The organism is Streptomyces sp. NPDC045968, from assembly GCF_056430475.1.
On record NZ_JBWKLF010000008.1, the window covers coordinates 164341 to 185184 of the forward strand.

The following is a 20844-nucleotide window of genomic DNA, read 5'->3' on the forward strand; positions in this document are numbered from 1 at the left end:
GGTCGGAATCGTGGAGAATCTGATTGCGCTGCTGGTCGCGGCGCCTCTGCTCGGAGCGGCGGTGCTGCTGTGCGGCGGCCGTCGGCTCGACCGGGCCGGCCACTGGATCGGCACCCTGCTGGCCGCCGCCTCGTTCGCCGTGGGTGTCGTGCTCTTCAGCGCCATGCTGGGGTACGAGACCGAGGCACGGACGATGCGCCAGCATCTGTTCAGCTGGATTCCGGTCGAGGGCTTCCAGGCCGATGTCGCCTTCCAGCTCGACCAGCTGTCGATGACGTTCGTCCTGCTGATCACCGGTGTGGGCACGCTGATCCACATCTACTCGATCGGCTACATGGAGCACGACGAACGACGTCGCCGCTTCTTCGGCTATCTGAATCTGTTCCTCGCCGCGATGCTCCTGCTCGTCGTGGCCGACAACTACCTTCTGCTGTACGTCGGGTGGGAGGGCGTCGGTCTGGCGTCGTACCTGCTCATCGGCTTCTGGCAGCACAAGCCCAGCGCGGCGACCGCCGCCAAGAAGGCGTTCCTGGTCAACCGCGTCGGCGACATGGGTCTGTCGATCGCGATCATGCTGATGTTCACCACCTTCGGCACCTTCGCCTTCGGTCCGGTGCTCGCGGCGACCGGCGAGACGAGCGAGGGCAAGCTGACGGCGATCGGCCTGATGCTCCTCCTGGCGGCCTGCGGCAAGTCGGCCCAGGTACCGCTGCAGTCCTGGCTCGGTGACGCGATGGAGGGCCCGACCCCGGTCTCGGCCCTCATCCACGCCGCGACCATGGTGACCGCGGGGGTCTACCTGATCGTCAGGTCCGGCGCGATCTTCAACGCCGCTCCCGACGCCCAGCTGGCCGTGGTCGTCGTCGGCGCGGTCACGCTCCTGTTCGGTGCGATCGTCGGTTGCGCCAAGGACGACATCAAGAAGGCCCTCGCCGGGTCGACGATGTCGCAGATCGGCTACATGATCCTGGCCGCGGGCCTCGGCCCCATCGGCTACGTCTTCGCGATCATGCACCTGGTGACGCACGGCTTCTTCAAGGCCGGGCTCTTCCTCGGCGCCGGTTCGGTCATGCACGGCATGAACGACGAGGTCGACATGCGGAAGTACGGCGGCCTGCGCAAGCACATGCCCATCACCTTCGTCACCTTCGGCCTCGGCTATCTCGCGATCATCGGTTTCCCCGGCCTGTCCGGCTTCTTCTCCAAGGACAAGATCATCGAGGCCGCCTTCGCCAAGGGCGGCACCGAGGGCTGGATTCTCGGCTCCGTGGCCCTGCTGGGCGCCGCGATCACCGCGTTCTACATGACGCGCGTGATGCTGATGACGTTCTTCGGCGAGAAGCGCTGGCAGCCCGACGCCGAGGGCCACGAGCCGCACCCGCACGAGTCCCCGAAGTCGATGACGATCCCCATGATCGTGCTGGCCTTCGGCTCGGTGTTCGCGGGCGGGTTCTTCTCCATCGGAGACCGGTTCATGCACTGGCTGGAGCCCGTCACCCAGTACGACCACGGGCACGCCCCGGTCAGCGCGGCCACCGTCACCGGCGCCACCATGGTGGTGCTCCTCATCGGTGTCGCCGTCGCCTGGGTGATGTACGGACGCAGGCCGGTCCCGGTCGTCGCCCCGCGCGGTTCGCTGCTCACCCGGGCCGCCCGCCGCGATCTCCTCCAGGACGACTTCAACCACGTGGTCCTGGTCCGTGGCGGTGAGCACCTCACCCGCTCGCTGGTCTACGTCGACCACAGCCTGGTCGACGGCGTCGTCAACGGTACGGCCGCCTCGGTCGGCGGGCTCTCCGGCCGGCTGCGCAAGCTGCAGAACGGCTACGCCCGCACCTACGCGGTCTCGATGTTCGGCGGTACGGCAGTTGTCATTGCCGCGACCCTGCTGATGAGGGCGGTCTGATCACCATGTCCTTTCCCCTCCTGACAGCGACGGCGGCGCTTCCGGCGATCGGAGCGATCGCCACCGCCGCCGTCCCGGCCGCGCGGCGCACCGCCGCCAAATGGCTGGCCCTGCTGTTCTCGCTCGGCACCCTCGTCCTGGCGGGCCTCGTGTTCGCCCGCTTCGAGCCCGGCGGCGACCGGTACCAACTGACCGAGTCCCACGCCTGGATCGCGGACTTCGGTGTGCGGTACGAGCTGGGTGTGGACGGCATCGGGGTGGCGCTCCTCGCGCTCACCGCGCTGCTGATCCCGTTCGTCATCCTGGCCGGCTGGCACGACGCCGACCCCCTGGAGACGAAGTCCTCCCGCTGGCGTCCCACCCAGGGCTTCTTCGCCCTGATCCTGATGGTCGAGGCGATGGTGATCCTCTCCTTCGAGGCCACCGACGTCTTCCTCTTCTACATCCTGTTCGAAGCCATGCTCATCCCGATGTACTTCCTCATCGGCGGCTTCGGGGACCGGGCGCACTCCGGCAGCGACGAGAACGCCGCGGCGCAACGCTCGTACGCAGCCGTGAAGTTCCTCCTCTACAACCTGGTCGGCGGGCTCATCATGCTGGCCGCGGTCATCGGTCTGTACGTGGTCGCGGGGAGCTTCTCGCTCTCCGAGATCGCCGAGGCCCGGGCCAACGGCTCGCTGGAGATGGCGACCAGCACCGAACGGTGGCTGTTCCTCGGGTTCTTCTTCGCCTTCGCGGTGAAGGCCCCGCTGTGGCCGCTGCACACCTGGCTGCCCAACGCCATGGGCGAGGCCACGGCGCCGGTCGCCGTGCTCATCACCGCGATCGTCGACAAGGTCGGCACCTTCGCGATGCTCCGCTTCTGCCTCCAGCTGTTCCCGGAGGCCAGCAAGTGGGCGACCCCGGTGATCATCGTGCTCGCGCTGATCTCCATCGTGTACGGGGCACTGCTCGCGGTCGGCCAGCGCGACATCAAGAGGCTGATCGCGTACGCCTCGATCTCGCACTTCGGCTTCATCATCCTCGGGATCTTCGCGATGACGAGCCAGGGCCAGTCCGGCGCCACGCTCTACATGGTCAACCACGGGATCTCGACGGCCGCGCTGATGCTGGTCGCCGGATTCCTGATCACACGGCGCGGCTCCCGGCTCATCGCCGACTACGGCGGGGTGCAGAAGGTCGCGCCCGTCCTGGCCGGGACCTTCCTGATCGGTGGTCTGGCCACGCTCTCCCTGCCGGGTCTCGCACCGTTCGTCAGTGAGTTCCTGGTCCTGGTCGGCACGTTCAGCGCGTATCCGGCGGCGGGCATCATCGCCACCTCCGGCATCGTGCTGGCCGCGCTCTACGTCCTCGTCCTCTACCAGCGGACGATGACCGGGCCGGTCAAGGCCGAGGTCCAGGGCATGCCCGACCTCAAGGTCCGGGAGCTGGCGGTCGCCCTTCCGCTGATCGCCGTGCTGATCTTCCTCGGCGTCTTCCCGAAGCCGCTGACCGAGGTCGTCAACCCCGCGGTCCAGCACACCATGCAGGACGTACAGAAGCAGGACCCCCAGCCCGAGGTGGAGGCCGCCAAGTGAGCAGCGCAACAGCTGTCCACAGCCTGTGGACAACGGTGGGCGGGGTGACCTCGGCCGCTCCGGACGAGAAGTTCACGGCGCCGACCATCGAGTACGCCCAACTGGCGCCCGTCCTGATCGTCGTCGGCGCCGCCGTCCTCGGCATCCTGGCGGAGGCGTTCGTCCCGCGCAGGGGCCGGTACCACACGCAGGTGTTCCTGACCGTCGTCGCACTCGCCGCCGCCTTCGCCGCCGTCATCGGCCTGGCGGCCGGCGGGTACGGCACGACGAAGGCCCACATCGCGGCGATGGGCGCCATCGCCGTGGACGGCCCCGCGCTGTTCCTGCAAGGCACCATTCTCCTGGTCTCCATGGTCGCCGTGTTCACCTTCGCGGAACGGCGCCTGGACCCCGAGACGCACGGCAACCGCGTCGACTCCTTCGCCGCACAGGCCGGCTCCGTGCCCGGCAGCGACAGCGAGAAGGCCGCGGTCCGGGCCGGATTCACCACGACCGAGGTCTTCCCGCTGGTCCTCTTCGCCATCGCGGGCATGCTGGTCTTCCCGGCAGCCAACGATCTGCTGACGCTCTTCATCGCGCTGGAAGTCTTCTCCCTCCCGCTCTACCTCCTGTGCGCCGTCGCCCGCCGCAAGCGGCTGATGTCGCAGGAGGCCGCGGTGAAGTACTTCCTGCTCGGTGCCTTCTCCTCGGCGTTCCTGCTCTTCGGGATCGCGCTGCTCTACGGGTACGCGGGCTCCGTCTCGTACGCCACCATCGCCACCGTGGTGGACGGCTCCGTCCAGGGCATCGACCCGGCGCTCGCCGACACCATGGGCAACGACGCGCTGCTGCTCATCGGCGGCGCGATGATCGTGACGGGTCTGCTCTTCAAGGTCGGTGCCGTCCCGTTCCACATGTGGACGCCGGACGTCTACCAGGGCGCCCCGACCCCGGTCACCGGGTTCATGGCCGCGGCCACGAAGGTCGCCGCGTTCGGTGCGCTGCTGCGTCTGCTGTACGTGGTGCTGCCGGGCCTCGCCTGGGACTGGCGGCCGGTCATGTGGGCGGTCGCCATCGTGACGATGCTGGGCGGCGCGATCGTCGCGATCACCCAGACCGACATCAAGCGGCTCCTCGCGTACTCCTCCATCGCGCACGCGGGCTTCATCCTCGCGGGTGTGATCGCCACCACGCCTCAGGGCATCTCCTCGGTCCTCTTCTACCTGGTCGCGTACTCCTTCGTGACGGTCGGCGCCTTCGCCGTGGTCACCCTGGTGCGCGACGCGGGCGGCGAGGCGACGCACCTGTCGAAGTGGGCCGGGCTCGGCCGTCGCTCGCCCCTGGTCGCCGCGGTCTTCGCGGTGTTCCTGCTGGCCTTCGCCGGCATTCCGCTCACCTCCGGCTTCTCCGGCAAGTTCGCCGTGTTCAAGGCGGCGGCGGAGGGCGGTGCGGGCGGTCTGGTCGTGGTCGGTGTGATCTCCTCGGCCATCGCCGCGTTCTTCTACATCCGGGTCATCGTCCTGATGTTCTTCAGCGAGCCGAAGGCGGACGGCCCCACGGTCGCCGTCCCGTCCCCGCTGACGATGACGACGATCGCGGTCGGCGTGGCCGTGACGCTGGTGCTGGGCCTGGCCCCGCAGTACTTCCTGGACCTGGCGAGCCAGGCCGGTGTGTTCGTGCGGTAGCCGCGGAGGCACTCACTGTCCCCGACGCCGGACGGGCTCGTCTTCGAGCCCGTCCGGCGTTGTCGTAGGCGCCACCTATCGTGGTGGGGGACGGGACCAGGCCGGACAGGGCGGACCACGGGGGACAGAGCAGATGAGCGGGACGGGCGGGACCATGAGTGTGACCGAGAGCGAAGCGCAGCAGACGCTTCACCGGGTGTTCGGGTACGAGGCGTTCCGCGGCGAGCAGGGCGCCGTCATCGACCATGTGGTGGCGGGCGGCGACGCCGTCGTGCTCATGCCGACCGGCGGCGGCAAGTCCCTCTGCTACCAGATCCCGGCCCTGGTCAGGCCCGGCACCGGCATCGTGATCTCCCCGCTCATCGCCCTCATGCAGGACCAGGTCGACGCCCTGCGGGCGCTCGGCGTGAGGGCCGGGTTCGTCAACTCCACGCAGGACTTCGACGAGCGCCGCTCGATGGAGTCCCAGTTCCTCGCGGGCGAGCTCGACCTGCTCTACCTCGCCCCCGAGCGGCTGCGTCTGGACTCCACCCTCGCGCTGCTCGCCCGCGGCGAGATCTCCGTCTTCGCCATCGACGAGGCGCACTGCGTGGCCCAGTGGGGCCACGACTTCCGCCCCGACTACCTGGCCCTCTCCGTGCTGGGCGAGCGCTGGCCCGACGTACCGCGCATCGCGCTGACGGCGACCGCGACGGACGCCACGCACCAGGAGATCACCCAGCGCCTGGGGATGCCGGCCGCCAAGCACTTCGTGGCCAGCTTCGACCGGCCCAACATCCAGTACCGCATCGTGCCGAAGGCCGACCCGAAGAAGCAGCTGCTGACCTTCCTCCAGGAAGAACACGCGGGGGACGCGGGCATCGTCTACTGCCTCTCACGCAACTCGACCGAGAAGACCGCCGAATACCTCTGCCGCAACGGCATCGAGGCCGTGCCGTACCACGCGGGCCTGGACGCCGGGACGCGCGCGCTGCACCAGTCGCGCTTCCTGCGCGAGGAGGGCCTGGTCGTCGTCGCGACCATCGCCTTCGGCATGGGCATCGACAAGCCCGACGTCCGCTTCGTCGCCCACCTCGACCTGCCCAAGTCGGTCGAGGGGTACTACCAGGAGACCGGCCGCGCCGGCCGTGACGGCGCGCCCTCCACGGCCTGGATGGCGTACGGGCTCCAGGACGTCGTCCAGCAGCGCAAGCTGATCCAGGGCGGCGAGGGGGACGAGGCGTTCCGGCGCCGCGCGGGCTCCCACCTGGACTCGATGCTGGCCCTGTGCGAGACGGTGCAGTGCCGTCGCGCCCAGCTCCTGACGTACTTCGGCCAGGAGCCCGGAGCGTCGGCCTGCGGCAACTGCGACACCTGTCTCACCCCGCCCGAGACCTGGGACGGCACGGTGGTCTCCCAGAAACTGCTCTCCACGGTGGTGCGGCTGAAGCGGGAGCGCGGCCAGAAGTTCGGCGCGGGCCAGATCATCGACATCCTGCTCGGCCGGAAGACCGCGAAGACCATCCAGTTCGATCACGACCAGCTGTCGGTGTTCGGCATCGGCGAGGAGCTGGCCGAGGCCGAATGGCGGGGCGTGGTGCGTCAGCTGCTGGCCCAGGGCCTCCTGGCCGTCGAGGGCGAGTACGGCACGCTGGTGCTGACCGACGACAGCGCCGCCGTCCTCGGCCGTGAGCGGGAGGTGCTGCTCCGCAAGGAGCCGAAGAAGCCCACGTCCCGGTCCTCGTCCTCCTCGAAGGGCGAGCGCAGGGGGAAGGCGGCAGCCGCCGTCGCGGAGCTCCCGGAGTCGGCCGTCCCGGTCTTCGAGGCGCTGCGCGCATGGCGCGGAGCCCAGGCGAAGGAGCTGGGGCTCCCGGCGTACGTCATCTTCCACGACGCCACCCTGCGGGAGATCGCCGCACTGCGTCCTGGCTCACCGGCCGAGCTGGGCGGGATCAGCGGCCTGGGCGAGAAGAAGCTCGCCACGTACGGCGAAGGAGTGCTGGAGGTCCTCGCGACGTTCGGCCCGGCGGAAGCACCCGCGGACGAGCCCGCGCCCGAGCGGGCCGCGGTCGCGGCCGGGGCCCCATCGCCGGCCCAGGCCCAGGCCCCGACCCCGGTCCAAGCCCCGGCCCAGGCCGCGTCTCCCGATCCGGCCCCGGACCCGGAGTTCGGCTGGGACGAGGAACCGCCCGAGTACGAGTGAGCCGTGACCGCGGCCGGCGCCGGCGCGAGGAGCGCCGGCGTGGCCGTCGGCCGGGGGGCTACGAGGGAACGATCCGCCCGGTCACCTCTCCGAGACCCACCCGCGTCCCGTGCGGGCCCGGGGCCCACGCGGTCAGGGTGACCGTGTCGCCGTCCTCCAGGAAGGTCCGCTTGCCGTCGGGGAGGTCCAGCGGGTCGCGGCCGTTCCAGGTGAGCTCCAGGAGGGAGCCGCGCTGGGACGGTTCGGCGCCGCTGACCGTGCCGGAGCCGTACAGATCGCCGGTACGCAGCGAGGCGCCGTTCACCGTCATCTGCGCGAGCTGCTGGGCCGCGGTCCAGTACATGGACGCGAACGGCGGCTCGGAGACGAGGTGGCCGTTGATCGCGACCGAGATCCGCAGGTCGATGCCGCCGTGCTCCTCCTCGTCCGCGTCGTCGAGGTAGGGAAGCAGCGGGAAGTCACGGGCGGGCGGCGGGGTACGGGCCGCGTCCAGTGCCTCCAGCGGTGTCACCCACGCCGAGACGGACGTGGCGAAGGACTTGCCGAGGAACGGGCCGAGCGGCACGTACTCCCACGCCTGGATGTCCCGCGCCGACCAGTCGTTGAGCAGGCAGAGCCCGAAGACGTGCTCGCGGAAGTCACCGAGGGGTACCGCGGTGCCCTGCTCCGAGGGCACGCCCACGACGAAGCCGACCTCGGCCTCGATGTCCAGTTTCACGGACGGGCCGAAGACCGGTGCCGGGTCCGAAGGCGCCTTGCGCTGGCCCGAGGGACGCACCACGTCCGTGCCGGAGACCACGACCGTGCCGGCCCGCCCGTGGTAACCGATGGGCAGGTGCTTCCAGTTGGGGGTCAGCGCGTCACCGTCGGGCCGGAAGATCCTGCCGACGTTGGTGGCGTGGTGCTCGCTGGCGTAGAAGTCGACGTAGTCCGCGACCTCGTACGGCAGATGGAGCGTCACGGAATCGACCGGGTGCAGCAGCGGCTCGATGTCCGCACGGTGCGCCGGGACCGTCACCCAGGCCGTCAGCGCGCGCCGCACATCGCGCCAGGCGGTGCGGCCGGCCGCGAGCAGCGGCATCAGGCTGGGCTGGGCGAGCAGTTGTGCGTAGGGGGAGCCGAGCGCGTGAGCCGCGGCACCGGCGTCCAGTACGTGGTTGCCGATGCGGACACCGACCCTGCGGTGGCCGGAGTGGTCGGGGGTGGAGAACACGCCGTACGGAAGGTTGTGCGGACCGAAGGGGTCGCCCTCGGCCAGATCGAGCGGGCTGCTCTGCTCGGGCATGTGTTGCTGCCTCGCTTTCCAGGTCACTTGAAGGACACGTTACGTCGGTGTTGCTACCCCGCGGGAGTGTCTCAACTATGCGTAATGCCCGGAAAGTTCCGTGGGGTCCCCGGTTTCCCGGGGACCCCACGGCCGAACATGTCCGGATCAGCCCGCCGTGCGCGGAATGCGCTTCTCCCAGGTCCGGTGGAAGACGACTTCCCCGCTGTCCTTGCAGATCACTTCGTTGGAGGTGATGAAGTCCTCCGCGTCCGCGCCGATCTCGGAGCGGGTCTCGATCTCCACGTCCCAGGCCATCTCGGGACGGTGCAGGCGGATCGTCCAGTCCGAGCGGGTGCGGGCGGAGAGCGGGTCGTGCTCCTGGATCGTGTACGTCTCCACCGCGTCCTCGGTGAATTCGAGCCCGTCCGGGTAGACGCGGGTGCCGCCGTAGCGCGGGTCGACCTCCATGCGCCACTCGCCCTTGGCGACGTCCCGGACCACCAGGCGCTCCGGGCGCTGTTCGTCGAGTGTCGCCGGGTACACGACGCCGAGCGGCTCGGACTGCTCCGGTTCGCCGAACGAGATGCCGTTGTCCTCGGTGTGGCGGCGCACCGGGAGTTCGACGAAGCTGCCCACGGCGTCCAGGGTGAAGCCCGCCGAACCGGCCTGCGGCCAGATCCACGGCCAGTACGAGGACGAGACCGCGAGCCTGATCCGGTGGCCGCGGGGGAAGGTGTGCCCGATGCCGTTCAGCTCGAAGGTCACGTCCTCCGTCTCCCCGGCCGGCCAGTCGTCGCACCGGTCGCGCCCGTGCCGCGCGGAGAGGTTGAGGACGCCGCGGGTGACCAGGGTGGAGGAGCCGTCGGGTGCCACGTCGCAGAGCCGGGCGATGACCTGGCCGCGCGGCACGTCCATCCGGATGTGGAGCTTCACCTTCGGACGGCCCAGGATCTCGATGGGGGCGTCCTCGACGGGGAATTCGAACGAGACGGACTTGGCGTCCTCGTCGCGCTGGTCGGGCGGCAGATCGCCGTCGTTGCCGAAGGGGAAGAAGCGGCCGGCGTCCACCCCGGTCTGCTGCGGCGACAGGACGATCTGCGGGCCGCCCTGGAGGGCGTACACGACGGGCACGACGTTCTCCGACGGCCAGCTCGCGTCGCCGACCCAGCGCCCGGGCAGGGTCCGGTAGACCGTGGCGGGCGGATGCGAACCGCTGATCCAGGACCGCAGCAGGGGCTCGTTCATCACCCCGTTGTCCGCGCCCTTGAGGTGGTGGTCCCACCAGCGCAGCGTCTCCTGGAGGAAGCCGATGCCGGGCCCCGGGGGCAGCCCGCGGTCCGGGTACTGGTGCGACCACGGGCCGATCAGCCCGCGCACCTGCGCGGGGTCCAGATGCTCGACCAGCCGCAGCACGGTGTCGCGGTACGGATCGTGCCAGCCGCCCACCGCGAGCACGGGCGCCTTGATGGCGCCGTAGTCCTCGCAGACGCTGCCGTGCTTCCAGTACGCGTCGCGGGTCTGGTGTTCCAGCCAGGTGTGGATGAACGGTTCGACCGCCTCCAGCCGGTTCAGCCACATCTCCTTCCATACGTCGCCGACCTGCGCGGGGTCCGGCGGCCGGGAGACGAACGCCAGCATGGTGGCCGCCCAGGCGTGCATGTCCACGGCGAGCACCGAGCCGCCCATGTAGTGGACGTCGTTGTCGTAGCGGTCGTCCGTCGAGCAGACCGTGACGATCGCCTTCAGCGGCTCGGGGGCGAGCGCGGCGAGCTGGAGCGAGTTGAAGCCGCCCCAGGAGATGCCGAACATGCCCACGCTGCCCGAGCACCACTCCTGCTGGGCGAGCCAGTGGATGACGGCGACCCCGTCGGCCAGCTCCGTCGCGTCGTACTCGTCGCCCGGCATCCCCTCGCTGTTGCCGTGCCCGCGCACGTCCACCCGCACGGAGGCGTATCCGTGCCCCGCGTACCAGGGATGGCGCTGCCAGTCCCGCGGAGCCGTCCAGTCGCTCAGCCGGTAGGGGAGGTACTCCAGCAGGGCCGGCACGGGTTCGTCGGTGACCGGCCGCCAGACGCGGGCGTACAGCCGCGTGCCGTCCGGCAGCGGGATGTACAGGTCCTCGCGGGTCGTCTCGTACGGGAATTCGGTGCGGATGTGCATGGCGTACCTCAGTGGACGGGGTGCATGGTGCGCTTGAGCCAGGGTCCGGCGGCCATGACGGCCAGCCCGGCGACCACCGCGATCGCGCCATTGACACCGAAGTAGGCGGGGTTGGAGACCTCGCCGTACAGCTTCACGATCTGGGCCTGGATGCCGTTGGCGAGAGCCAGGGACAGGAACCACAGCGCCATCGTCTGGCTGGCGAACGCCCTGGGGGCGAGCTTGGTGGTGGCGGACATGCCGGAGGTCTCCAGCAGGACGTCACCGAGTCCGAGCAGGAGGTATGAGCCGACGATCCACCAGGCGGCCATCTCGTACGTGGCGTCGGCGTGCCCGGAGGTCGGCAGGACCATCAGGAGGAAGGACAGACCGCCGAGTACGACCCCGATCGCGATCTTGTTGGAGGCGTGCGGCTGGCGCGGGCCCATCCGGGCCCAGACGGCGGCCACGACGGGCGCGAGCGCCACCTCGAAGGCACCGAGCGCGGAGGCGTACCAGCTCGCCGGGAAGTGGAAGCCGAAGATCTCCGTACGGGCGTTGGTCGACGCGAGCAGCATCATCGTCGAGTACGCCTGGAACAGGATGAAGTTGAAGGCGACCGAGGCCAGGAAGAGCACGACGTACGGGCGCAGCCGCCCGCGTTCCTCGGTGGTCACCCGGGGGCTGCGGAACATCACCACGAAGTAGACCACCGGCGCGATCACCGAGATCAGGGTGAGCAGGTCGACGAAACGGTCCATCGTCAGCCAGCCCGCCAGGGCCAGCGCGGTGGCGATCAGGGCGAACACGACGACGCCGACGACGATGAGCCACAGGGCGCGCCGCATCGGCTCAGGGGCGAGGGCGAACTCGGCCGCGTGCTTACGTCCGGCCAGGTGACGCCGGCCGGCCACGTACTGGATGAGGCCGAACGTCATACCGATCGCGGCCGCCGAGAAGCCCCAGTGCCAGCCGGCGTGCTCACCGAGCCAGCCGGTGATCAGCGGTCCGGCGAAGGCACCGATGTTGATGCCCATGTAGTAGAGGGCGAATCCGGCGTCGCGCCGGTCGTCGTCGGTGCGGTAGAGCTTGCCGACCATCGAGGCGACATTGGGCTTGAGGAGGCCCGTCCCCGCGCTGATCAGCCCCAGGCCGACCCAGGTCATGGTGTCCGTCGGCACGGCCATCGAGTAGTGGCCGCAGGCGATCAGGATGCCGCCGTACAGGACGGCGCGGTACGAGCCGAGAATCCGGTCGGCCAGCCAGCCGCCCGCGACGGAGACCAGGTAGACCAGGGTGCCGTAGGCGGCGGAGACCGAGGCGGCCGTCCCCGCGTCCATGCCCATGCCGCCGTTGGACACCGTGTCGGCGAAGAAGAGGACGAGGATCGCCTGCATACCCAGGAACGAGAAGCGTTCCCAGACCTCCAGACCGGACAGGGTCATCAGACCCCTCGGCTGACCGAAGAAGGCGCGGTCGTCCTCCGGCGGCGGCTGGGCCGGCTCGATGGCGCTGGCGGTGTGGGACAAAGCGACAACTCCTGATCGTATGAGCTGATCCCGAACATACCGGCGGTCGCGGGAAGGCGCCCACGGTGATCCAAAGGGGACCGGATACGCTGACTTGAGTGAAGACAGCGACACATCGACATTCCGTGTGATCGTCAGCAGACAGGAGACCCCCTCGTGACCGTCGTCGGGCCGTTCGGACTGCGCGTGTGGGACCAGGCTCTTGAGGCCGATGTCCAGGCCGGTTTGTCCGCCGTCGAGGCGGGGCTGCTGAAAGCCACCAAGAGTGAGGTGCCCTTCATCACGGAGGCCGCCCAGCACCTGGTCCGCGCAGGAGGCAAGCGGTTCCGCCCGCTGCTGGTGATGCTGGCCGCCCAGTTCGGTGACCCCGACGCACCGGGGATCGTGCCCTCGGCCGTGGTCGTCGAACTGACCCACCTGGCGACGCTGTACCACGACGACGTGATGGACGAGGCGGACGTGCGCCGCGGGGTCGACAGCGCCAACACCCGCTGGGGCAACTCGGTCGCCGTCCTGACCGGCGACTTCCTCTTCGCCCGCGCCTCGCACATCCTGGCCGACCTGGGCCCGGAGGCCGTGCGTATCCAGGCCGAGGCGTTCGAGCGCCTGGTCACCGGTCAGATCCTGGAGACCGCGGGCCCGCGCGACGGCCGCGACCCGGTCGGCCACTACCTCGACGTCATCGCCGGCAAGACCAGCTCGCTGATCGCCGTGTCCGGACGGTTCGGCGCGATGATGTCCGGCGCCGACGACGCGGTCGTCGACATCCTCACCCAGTACGGCGAGCGGCTCGGCGTCGCCTTCCAGCTCGCCGACGACGTACTCGACATCGCCTCCGACTCGCACGAGTCCGGCAAGACTCCCGGCACCGACCTGCGTGAGGGCATCCCGACCCTGCCCGTCCTGCTGCTGCGGGCACAGGCCGCGGCCGACGGCAAGCCGGACGACCTGGAGCTCGTGGAGCTCCTGGACGGCGACCTGAGCGACGACGCCCAGCTGGCGGAGGCGCTGCGCAGGCTGCGCGCCCACCCGGCGCTGGACCAGGCGCGACGGGACACCATCCGTTACGCGCAGGAGGCGCGGGCCGCGCTGGCACCGCTGCCCGAGTGCCACGCCAAGGCCGCGCTCGAAGAGCTCTGCGACGCCGTGGTGCACCGCGCGGGCTGACACCCGCTCGTCCGGGTTTCGGCCCGGGCCCCGCACGGCAACCCTTACTGGAAGGGTGACCCCGGGCGGCTCGGTGTCATACCGGAGCAGTACGCGGAGTTGATCCCGCGGGCTGACGCTTGTCGCCGCCCGATTTGGTCAGATGGAGAACAACCACTCCTGACCACATCGGGTGAGCAGGGCGGCAGGGAGTGGCCCAGTGCGGATGGAAGCCGCCGACCACGGAGGTAGGGCACACATGGCACCGAACGACAGCGCGGAGACCACCGGCGGGACCACGGGCACGGTCGTGGGCCGCCGCAAGGCAGCGCGCTACATCGTCCCCGTCGCGGTCGCGGGGGTGGCCGCCGCGACGATCGGGCTCGTCCCGGCGCTGGCGGATTCCGGGGACCCGGAGCTGCCGAAGATCACCGCGCAGGAACTCGTCGAGAAGATCGCCGCCTCGGACCAGCAGCAGCTGTCCGGCACGATGAAGGTCACCGCCGACCTCGGCCTGCCGTCGTTCGGCGGGCTCGCCGGCTCCTTCGCCCCGGGCGGCGGCGCGGGCAAGGGGGACGGCGGTTCCGCCGACCCGCAGGCCAAACTGATGGAGCTCACTTCCGGTACGCACACGCTGCGGCTGGCGGCCGACGGCCCCGACAAGCAGCGGCTGTCGATCCTCGGGGACGCCGCCGAGTACAGCCTGATCCACAACAAGGGCGAGGTCTGGGCGTACGACAGCAAGTCCGACGAGGTGTACCACGCCAAGGGCGACACCTCGAAGGCCGAGGAGCACAAGGCGCCGAAGGGCGTGCCGACCACGCCCAAGGAGCTGGCCGAGGAAGCGCTCACGGCCGCCGGTGACACCACGTCGGTCACGGTCGACGGCACGGCGCAGGTGGCCGGACGCGATGCGTACCAGCTGCTGATCAAGCCGAAGCAGTCCGGTTCGACGATCGGCTCGGTCACGATCGCGGTCGACGCGGAGAACGGCGTACCGCTGAAGTTCACCCTGGCCCCGTCCGGCGGCGGCAAGGCCGTGATCGACGCCGGTTTCACCAAGGTGGACTTCGGGAAGCCGGACGCGTCCTCCTTCACCTTCACCCCGCCCAAGGGTGCGAAGGTGACCGAGGCCGAGGACCTGGAGGCCGAGGCGGAGAAGAACGGCAAGGCGGACAGGGCGCCCGAGGAACTCGGCGCGCTGGAGGGCTTCCAGGGGCTCAACGTGATCGGCGAGGGCTGGGCCTCCGTCGCCCAGATCGAGATGCCGGGCGGCGCCGGGCTGCCCACGAAGGGCGCCGAAGGCGTCCCGGCCGAGGCGCAGCAGTTCCTGGACGCGCTGGGCGACCGGGTCACCGGCACGTTCGGCTCGGGCACGGTCTTCAAGACCCGCCTGGTGAACGCGCTGATGACGGACGACGGCAAGGTCTACGTCGGCGCGGTCACGAAGGACGCGCTGGTGCGCGCGGCGGACACCGCCAAGTAGTCACCGCTGCGCGAACCGCCCCGCCGTACGCTCCGTACGGCGGGGCGGCTCCGTACGGTGGGGCCATCCGCGCGTCCCGGCGGACGGGCGGCCGGGACGGTTACTGGGAGTGTGTATGACCGACGCAGGGGACGGGGAAGCGACCGTCATCGAGACCCGGGGTCTCACCAAGCGGTACCGAGGCGGTCAGCTCGCCGTCGACGGGCTCGACCTGCGGGTCCCCGCGGGGAGCGTCTTCGGCTTCCTCGGGCCCAACGGTTCGGGCAAGACCACCACGATCCGGATGCTCATGGGCCTCATCGACCCGACCTCCGGCACCGCGCATGTCCTCGGCAGGCCGATGCCCGCCGGGGCCCGTACCGTCCTCCCGCAGGTCGGCGCGCTGATCGAGGGGCCCGCGCTGTACGGCTTCCTGACGGGCCGGGACAATCTGGCGCGGTTCGACTCCGCCGACCCGACCGCCGATCCGCGCACCCGGCGCACCCGGGTCCAGGACGCCCTGGACCGCGTCGGGCTCGCGGCGGCGGCCGGCAAGAGGGCCAAGGCGTACTCGCTGGGCATGAAGCAGCGCCTCGGACTCGCCGCCGCGCTCCTGCGGCCGCGCCGCCTCCTCGTACTCGACGAGCCGACCAACGGCCTGGACCCGCAGGGCATGCGCGAGATCCGTTCCCTGATCCGGGAGCTGGCGGCGGAGGGCACCACCGTCTTCCTCTCCTCCCACCTCCTCGACGAGATCGAGCAGGTCTGTACGCACGCCGCCGTCATGGCGCGCGGCCGGCTCATCACCCAGGGCCCGGTCGCCGAACTCGCCGCGGGGTCCCGGGCCCGCCTGGCCGTCACCACCCCGGACCCGGGCGACGCCGCCCGCATCCTGAAGGAGCACGGGGTCACCGGCCTGGTGGCCGACGGGCAGCGGGTCACCGCCGACGCCCCGCAGCTCGGCAGGGACCCGGCCGAGCTGAACGCGGCACTGGTACGGGGCGGGGTCCGCGTACGGTCCTTCGGGGTCGAACGGGCCTCGCTGGAGGACGCCTTCCTCGCACTCACCGGAGAGGGATTCGATGTCGCGGGCTGAACTCACCGGCGTCACCACGCGCCGCAACCCCCTGTGGACGTTCGGAATCCTTCGTTCCGAACTGGCCACGACCCTGCGCCGCCGACGTACGTTCGCCCTGCTCGGCGTGCTCGCCGCGGTGCCCGTACTGATCGGCATCGCGGTGCGGATCGAGACGGGCGGGGGCGGTGGCCATCCGGGCGGCCCCGACGGCGGCGCGGGACCGGCGTTCCTCGCCCAGGTCACCAACAACGGCCTCTTCCTGGTCTTCGCCTCGCTGGCCGCCACACTTCCGGTCTTCCTGCCGATGGCGGTGGGTGTCGTCGCGGGCGACTCGGTCGCGGGCGAGGCCGGCGGAGGCACGCTGCGCTATCTGCTGGTCGCCCCGGCGGGCAGGACCCGGCTGCTGCTCGCGAAGTACGCGTCCGTGCTGGCCTTCTGCCTGGTCGCCACGCTGGTCGTGGCGGCGTCGGCGCTGGCCGTGGGGGTGCTGCTGTTCCCGGTCGGCGACGTCACGACGATCTCGGGGACCCGGATCGGCTTCGGGGAAGGGCTGGTGCGCGCCGGGCTGATCGCTGTCGCGGTGGCGGCGTCACTGATCGGATTCGCGGCGCTCGGCCTGTTCGTCTCGACGCTGACCAACAGCGGCGTCGCGGCGATGGCCGCCACCGTCGGGGTGCTGATCACCGCGCAGATCGTGGACACGATCCCGCAGCTCGACGGAGTCCATCCGTATCTCTTCCCGCACTACTGGCTGTCCTTCGCGGACCTCTTGCGCGAGCCGGTCCACTGGGACGGGCTGATCAGGAACTTCACGCTGCAGGGGCTGTACGCGGCGGTGTTCGGGTCGGCCGCCTGGGCACGCTTCACGGCGAAGGACATCACCACATGAGCGCGCGGGGAAGGGTCGCCCGTGCCGTCGGCCGGTCGAGCCGTCCCCCGATCGGCTCGCCGCGGCACGACGGCACGAACGGTGCGAACAGCAGGAACGTGGCGACACGGCACGTTCCGTTTCCGCGTGGTTATTGTTCGACTTCTGACGACACGCTGTCAACAAGGAATGGCTCGAATCCACCTATGCTCACCGAATGATCACATCGCCGAGTTCCCAGCGCAGGAGCGAGCGATCACGCAAGGCCACGCTTCAGGCCGCACTCGACCTGTGTGCGGAGAAGGGTTATGCCCGCGTCACCGTCGAGGCCATCGCCGCCCGCGCGGGCGTGAGCAAGAAGACGATCTACCGCTGGTGGCCGTCGAAGGGCGCGGTGATGCTGGAGGCCTTCACCGAGGGTCTCGTCGACGCCACCCCGTTCGTCGACACCGGCGACATCGCCGCCGACCTGCGTACACACATCTGCGCCGCGGTGAGACTCCTGTCCACCTCGCCGTTCGGCCCGGCCTACGCGGGGATCCTCTCCGAGGTCCACCACGACGACGCCCTCGCGAAGGCCGTCAGGGAAGACCTGGTCGAACCGCGCTTCGCACGCGCTGTGGCGCGTTTGCGCCAGGCCCAGGAGCAGGGGCAGATCCCCGCGGACGCGGACCTGCCGCTCGCGGTGGAGATGCTCTACGGACCCGTCTACTACCGCCATGTGCTGCGCAAACCGCCGCAGGACGACGCCACCGTCGCCGCGCTCGTCGACCACGTGCTGCGTTCGCTGCGGGCACCGGAGGCCTGACCCCGCCGCCGTGATCCGGTGGCGGAGCGGGCGGGGTGGCTCGATGCTGGTCTGAAGCAGGCCGGGGCGCGAGGTGCGCCGAGCCATCGACGTGGGGTGAATCCGTGGCGGACGCAGGTACGGGAGGGCCGGGGCCCCGGGTGTGGGGCGAGGCCCCCGAGGGCCTGGGAGCGGCGCTCCTGAACACCCTCTTCGACCAGTCCTCGGTCGGCCTGCACGTGCTCGACACCGAGCTCCGGCTCGTGCGGGTCAACCTCCTCACCGACATGGGACCGGTCGACCGGCTGCTCGGCCGCCGCTTCGACGAGGTCTACCGCATCGACGAGCCGCAGGAGACGGCGGAGCTGCTGCGGGAGGTGCTGCGCACCGGAGTCCCCGTGCTGGGACGGCTGCTCCGCGGACGGTTCACGGGCGCGGAGGGCCCCCTGCGCAGCCTGTCGGTGTCCGTGTACCGGCTGGACGACGAGGCGGGCCTGCCCATCGGTCTGCTGGCAGCCGTCGTGGACGTCACCGACCGGGAGAGGGTGCAGGCGCGGGAGAGGTGTCTGACCGCGATCCGGGAACGGGTGGGCAGTTCCCTGGACGTGGCGGCCACCTGCCAGGCGTTCGTCGACGCCGTGGTGCCGGAGTTCGTCGACTTCGCGGTCATCGAGGTGGTCGACGACGTGCTGCGCGGCGCCGATCCGCCGCTGGGGCCGCTGGGCCCCGACGTCACGCTGAGGCGGGCGGCCGGTACGGGGTTCCGGGGCTTCGGGGCCGAGGAGGGAGACGTGGGCGAGGAGGACCCGTCGGGCGACGAGGGCTCAGAGGCCGGCAGGGCCGGTGGGGGCGGGGCGATGCGGGTCCCGGAGATGCGGCGGCTGGCCCCCCGGACCCCGTACGCCCTGGCCGCCTCGGACCTCACGGTCCGTGTCGTCCGGCTCGACGAGAACACCCCGTGGCTGGAGGCCGACCCCGACGCGGCCCGGCTGATCGAGGGGACCTGCGCCCGCTCGCTGATGGTCGTCCCGCTGACGCTGCGCGGCACGGTCCTCGGGCTGCTGAGCCTCTACCGGTGCGAGGGGGCGGAACCCTTCGACGAGGAGGACGAGAGCCTAGCGCGGGCCGCGGGCGCCCGGGTCGCGCTGAGCATCGACAACGCCCGCCGCTACGAGCGCGACCATGTGATCGCCTCGACGGTCCAGCGCCGGCTGCTCCCGCAGGACCAGGGCCCCCGGACCGCCGTGGAGACGGCGCACGTCCTGCTGGCCGGGCGCAACAGCGGCTCCTGGTTCGACACCATCGCGCTGTCCGGGGCGCGCACCGCCCTGGTCATCGGCACGGTCGCCGGACGCGGCCTCCAGACGGCCATCGCCATGGGCCAGTTGCGCACGGTCATCCAGGCGCTGGCCGGTCTCGACCTGGAACCCGACGAGGTGCTGGCCCGGCTCAAGGACACCGCCGACCGTCTCGCCCAGGAACGGGCCGCGCTGCCGCCCGGCGACTCCCTGCAGAAGGAGACGCTGACCGCGACCTGCATGTACGGCGTCTACGACCCGTTCGCCCGCACCTGCACCATCGCCCGGGCCGGTCACCCGGAACCCGTGGTCGTCGGCCCCGACGGCACCCCGCTGGAGACCGACGTCCCCGAGGGCCCCGGCCTCTTCTCGGACGACGCCGCGCCCTTCGCGCCCACCTCCCTCACCCTCGAAGAGGGCAGTGTCCTCGCCTTCTTCACCGGTGCGTTCCTGACCGGCACCGGCTCGGCCACACGTATCCAGGAGGCGCTCGCCCACCCGGATACGCGGCTCCAGGAGCTGTGCGACCGCGTCGTCTACACCCTGCCCGCCGACTCCCACCCGGACGGCGCGGCGCTCCTGCTGGCGCGCACCGGCACGGTTCCCGCCGAGCACGTCGCGACCTGGCAGCTGGCGCACGACCGTACGACCCCGAGCGTGGCGCGCGGGCTGGTGCGCGAACAGCTCGAAGCCTGGGGGCTCGACGAGGAGTCGGTCTACGCGACCGAACTCATCGTCAGCGAACTGATCACCAACGCCGTCCGGTACGGCACTCCGCCGCTCCAGCTGCGGCTTCTGCTGGACCGCACGCTCACCTGCGAGGTCCATGACAGCAGTTCGGTGGCGCCGCATCTGCGGCATGCCCGCACCGTCGACGAGGGCGGACGCGGGCTGTTCATCGTCTCGCAGCTGGCCACCCACTGGGGTACGAGGTTCAGCCGCGACGGCAAGGCGCTGTGGACCGAGCAGGACGTGAAACCGGCCGAGGACGCGGACACGGCCGCTTCCTGAACACCTGCTCCGTGCCCTGCCCCGTCCCTGGCCCCGCCCCGGCCTCGGTGCCCTCAGCCTCGGCCGAACACCCGCTCCAGGACCTCGGCCACTCCGTCCTCCTCGTTCGACGACGTCACCTCGTCCGCCGCCGCCTTCAGCTCGGGATGTGCGTTGGCCATCGCCACCCCGTGCCCGGACCGCCTGAACATCGGCAGGTCGTTGGGCATGTCACCGAAGGCGATCGCACCGGCCGGGTCCAGGCCGAGCGCTTCGGCCGCGAGAGCGAGTCCGGTGCCCTTGTCGACGCCGTACGGTGCCAGTTCGACCGTGCCGGGGCCCGCCATGGTGACGGTGGCCAGATCGCCCACGACCGCGCGGGCGGCGGACGCCAGGGCGTCGTCCGAGAGCTCGGGGTGGCGCACCAGCACCTTGATGATGGGGCTCGCCCACAGGGCGGCACGGTGGGGTGTCCGTGCGGCGGGCAGGGTCGGGTGGGGCATCAGATAGCCCGGCTCGATCAGCGTCCGGCCCTCGACACCGTCCTGGTCCACCGCCGCGAAGACCGCGCCGACCTCCGCCTCGATCTTGCCCAGCGCGGTCGCGGCCAGCTCCCGGTCGAGCGTCACGGAACGCAGCAGGCGGCCGGTCCCGGCGTCGTACAGCTGGGTTCCCTGCCCGCAGACGACCGGGCCGTCGGAGCCCAGTACCGCGAGCAGCCCGCGTATGCCGGGCACGGGGCGGCCCGTGACCACCAGATGCCGGGCGCCGGCCGATGCGGCGAGGGCGAGCGCGGCGCGGGAGCGGGGGCTGACGAGGTCGCCGGGGCGCAGCAGCGTGCCGTCCAGATCTGTGGCGACCAGAGTGAATGAAGGTGCGGGTGGGGTGGGCATGAGGGCCACCCTATGGAGTGAACGGAGCCCCGGTACGACCGCTGTCGCGGTGCGT

General features: G+C 70.8%; 14 protein-coding genes. 10 read left to right on the plus strand and 4 right to left on the minus strand.

Annotated features, from left to right (window positions below):
* Nucleotides 1-10 precede the first annotated feature (10 nt).
* The 4 genes from nuoL (at nt 11) to recQ (ending at nt 7329) form a co-directional block, all read left to right on the plus strand.
* The gene (gene nuoL / locus AC07FA_RS23515; RefSeq protein WP_479077996.1) at nt 11-1906 is read left to right on the plus strand and encodes an NADH-quinone oxidoreductase subunit L; all 1896 of its coding nucleotides are present in this window, start codon (nt 11-13) and stop codon (nt 1904-1906) included.
* Between the two features lie 5 nt (nt 1907-1911).
* Nucleotides 1912-3483 carry an NADH-quinone oxidoreductase subunit M gene (locus AC07FA_RS23520; RefSeq protein ID WP_479077998.1) on the plus strand — a complete coding sequence of 524 codons (1572 nt, stop codon included), beginning with the start codon at nt 1912-1914 and terminating at the stop codon, nt 3481-3483.
* Nucleotides 3480-5147: an NADH-quinone oxidoreductase subunit NuoN gene (nuoN, locus tag AC07FA_RS23525; protein ID WP_479077999.1), complete on the plus strand. Its 1668-nt coding sequence runs from the start codon at nt 3480-3482 to the stop codon at nt 5145-5147. The genes AC07FA_RS23520 and nuoN overlap by 4 nt, the downstream gene beginning before the upstream one ends.
* A gap of 154 nt (nt 5148-5301) precedes the next feature.
* Nucleotides 5302-7329, plus strand: a complete 2028-nt coding sequence (recQ, locus tag AC07FA_RS23530) for a DNA helicase RecQ (RefSeq protein WP_479078001.1) — start codon at nt 5302-5304, stop codon at nt 7327-7329.
* A gap of 58 nt (nt 7330-7387) precedes the next feature.
* On the opposite strand, the gene fahA is transcribed toward recQ, so the two are convergent.
* From fahA to AC07FA_RS23545, 3 genes are all read right to left on the minus strand, one after another.
* Nucleotides 7388-8614, minus strand: coding sequence for a fumarylacetoacetase (gene fahA, locus AC07FA_RS23535; protein ID WP_479078002.1), 1227 nt, complete (start codon nt 8612-8614; stop codon nt 7388-7390).
* Between the two features lie 147 nt (nt 8615-8761).
* Nucleotides 8762-10756, minus strand: a complete 1995-nt coding sequence (locus AC07FA_RS23540) for a CocE/NonD family hydrolase (protein ID WP_479078003.1) — start codon at nt 10754-10756, stop codon at nt 8762-8764.
* Between the two features lie 8 nt (nt 10757-10764).
* Entirely contained in the window at nt 10765-12264 is a 1500-nt protein-coding gene (locus tag AC07FA_RS23545; protein ID WP_479078004.1) for a peptide MFS transporter, read from the minus strand.
* A gap of 156 nt (nt 12265-12420) precedes the next feature.
* Here AC07FA_RS23545 and AC07FA_RS23550 point away from each other — a divergent pair, with 156 nt between their 5' ends.
* The 6 genes from AC07FA_RS23550 (at nt 12421) to AC07FA_RS23575 (ending at nt 19917) form a co-directional block, all read left to right on the plus strand.
* Nucleotides 12421-13431: a polyprenyl synthetase family protein gene (locus AC07FA_RS23550; RefSeq protein WP_479078005.1), complete on the plus strand. Its 1011-nt coding sequence runs from the start codon at nt 12421-12423 to the stop codon at nt 13429-13431.
* Nucleotides 13432-13669: 238 nt separating this feature from the next.
* The gene (locus tag AC07FA_RS23555) at nt 13670-14896 is read left to right on the plus strand and encodes a LolA family protein (protein WP_479078006.1); all 1227 of its coding nucleotides are present in this window, start codon (nt 13670-13672) and stop codon (nt 14894-14896) included.
* Nucleotides 14897-15011: 115 nt separating this feature from the next.
* Nucleotides 15012-15971 (plus strand): ABC transporter ATP-binding protein, encoded by a 960-nt coding sequence (locus AC07FA_RS23560; protein ID WP_479078007.1) that lies wholly within the window; start codon nt 15012-15014, stop codon nt 15969-15971.
* Nucleotides 15958-16842: an ABC transporter permease gene (locus tag AC07FA_RS23565; protein ID WP_479078008.1), complete on the plus strand. Its 885-nt coding sequence runs from the start codon at nt 15958-15960 to the stop codon at nt 16840-16842. Before AC07FA_RS23560 ends, AC07FA_RS23565 begins: the two co-directional genes overlap by 14 nt.
* Nucleotides 16843-17038: 196 nt before the next feature.
* Nucleotides 17039-17629, plus strand: coding sequence for a TetR/AcrR family transcriptional regulator (locus AC07FA_RS23570; RefSeq protein ID WP_479078010.1), 591 nt, complete (start codon nt 17039-17041; stop codon nt 17627-17629).
* A 104-nt stretch (nt 17630-17733) separates the two neighbouring features.
* Complete coding sequence (locus AC07FA_RS23575; RefSeq protein ID WP_479078011.1) at nt 17734-19917, plus strand: SpoIIE family protein phosphatase; 2184 nt, start codon at nt 17734-17736, stop codon at nt 19915-19917.
* A gap of 53 nt (nt 19918-19970) precedes the next feature.
* Here AC07FA_RS23575 and AC07FA_RS23580 read toward each other — a convergent pair whose 3' ends face one another.
* On the minus strand, nt 19971-20789 hold the full coding sequence (locus AC07FA_RS23580) for an HAD-IIB family hydrolase (protein WP_479078013.1): 819 nt from the start codon (nt 20787-20789) through the stop codon (nt 19971-19973).
* Nucleotides 20790-20844: the final 55 nt, after the last annotated feature.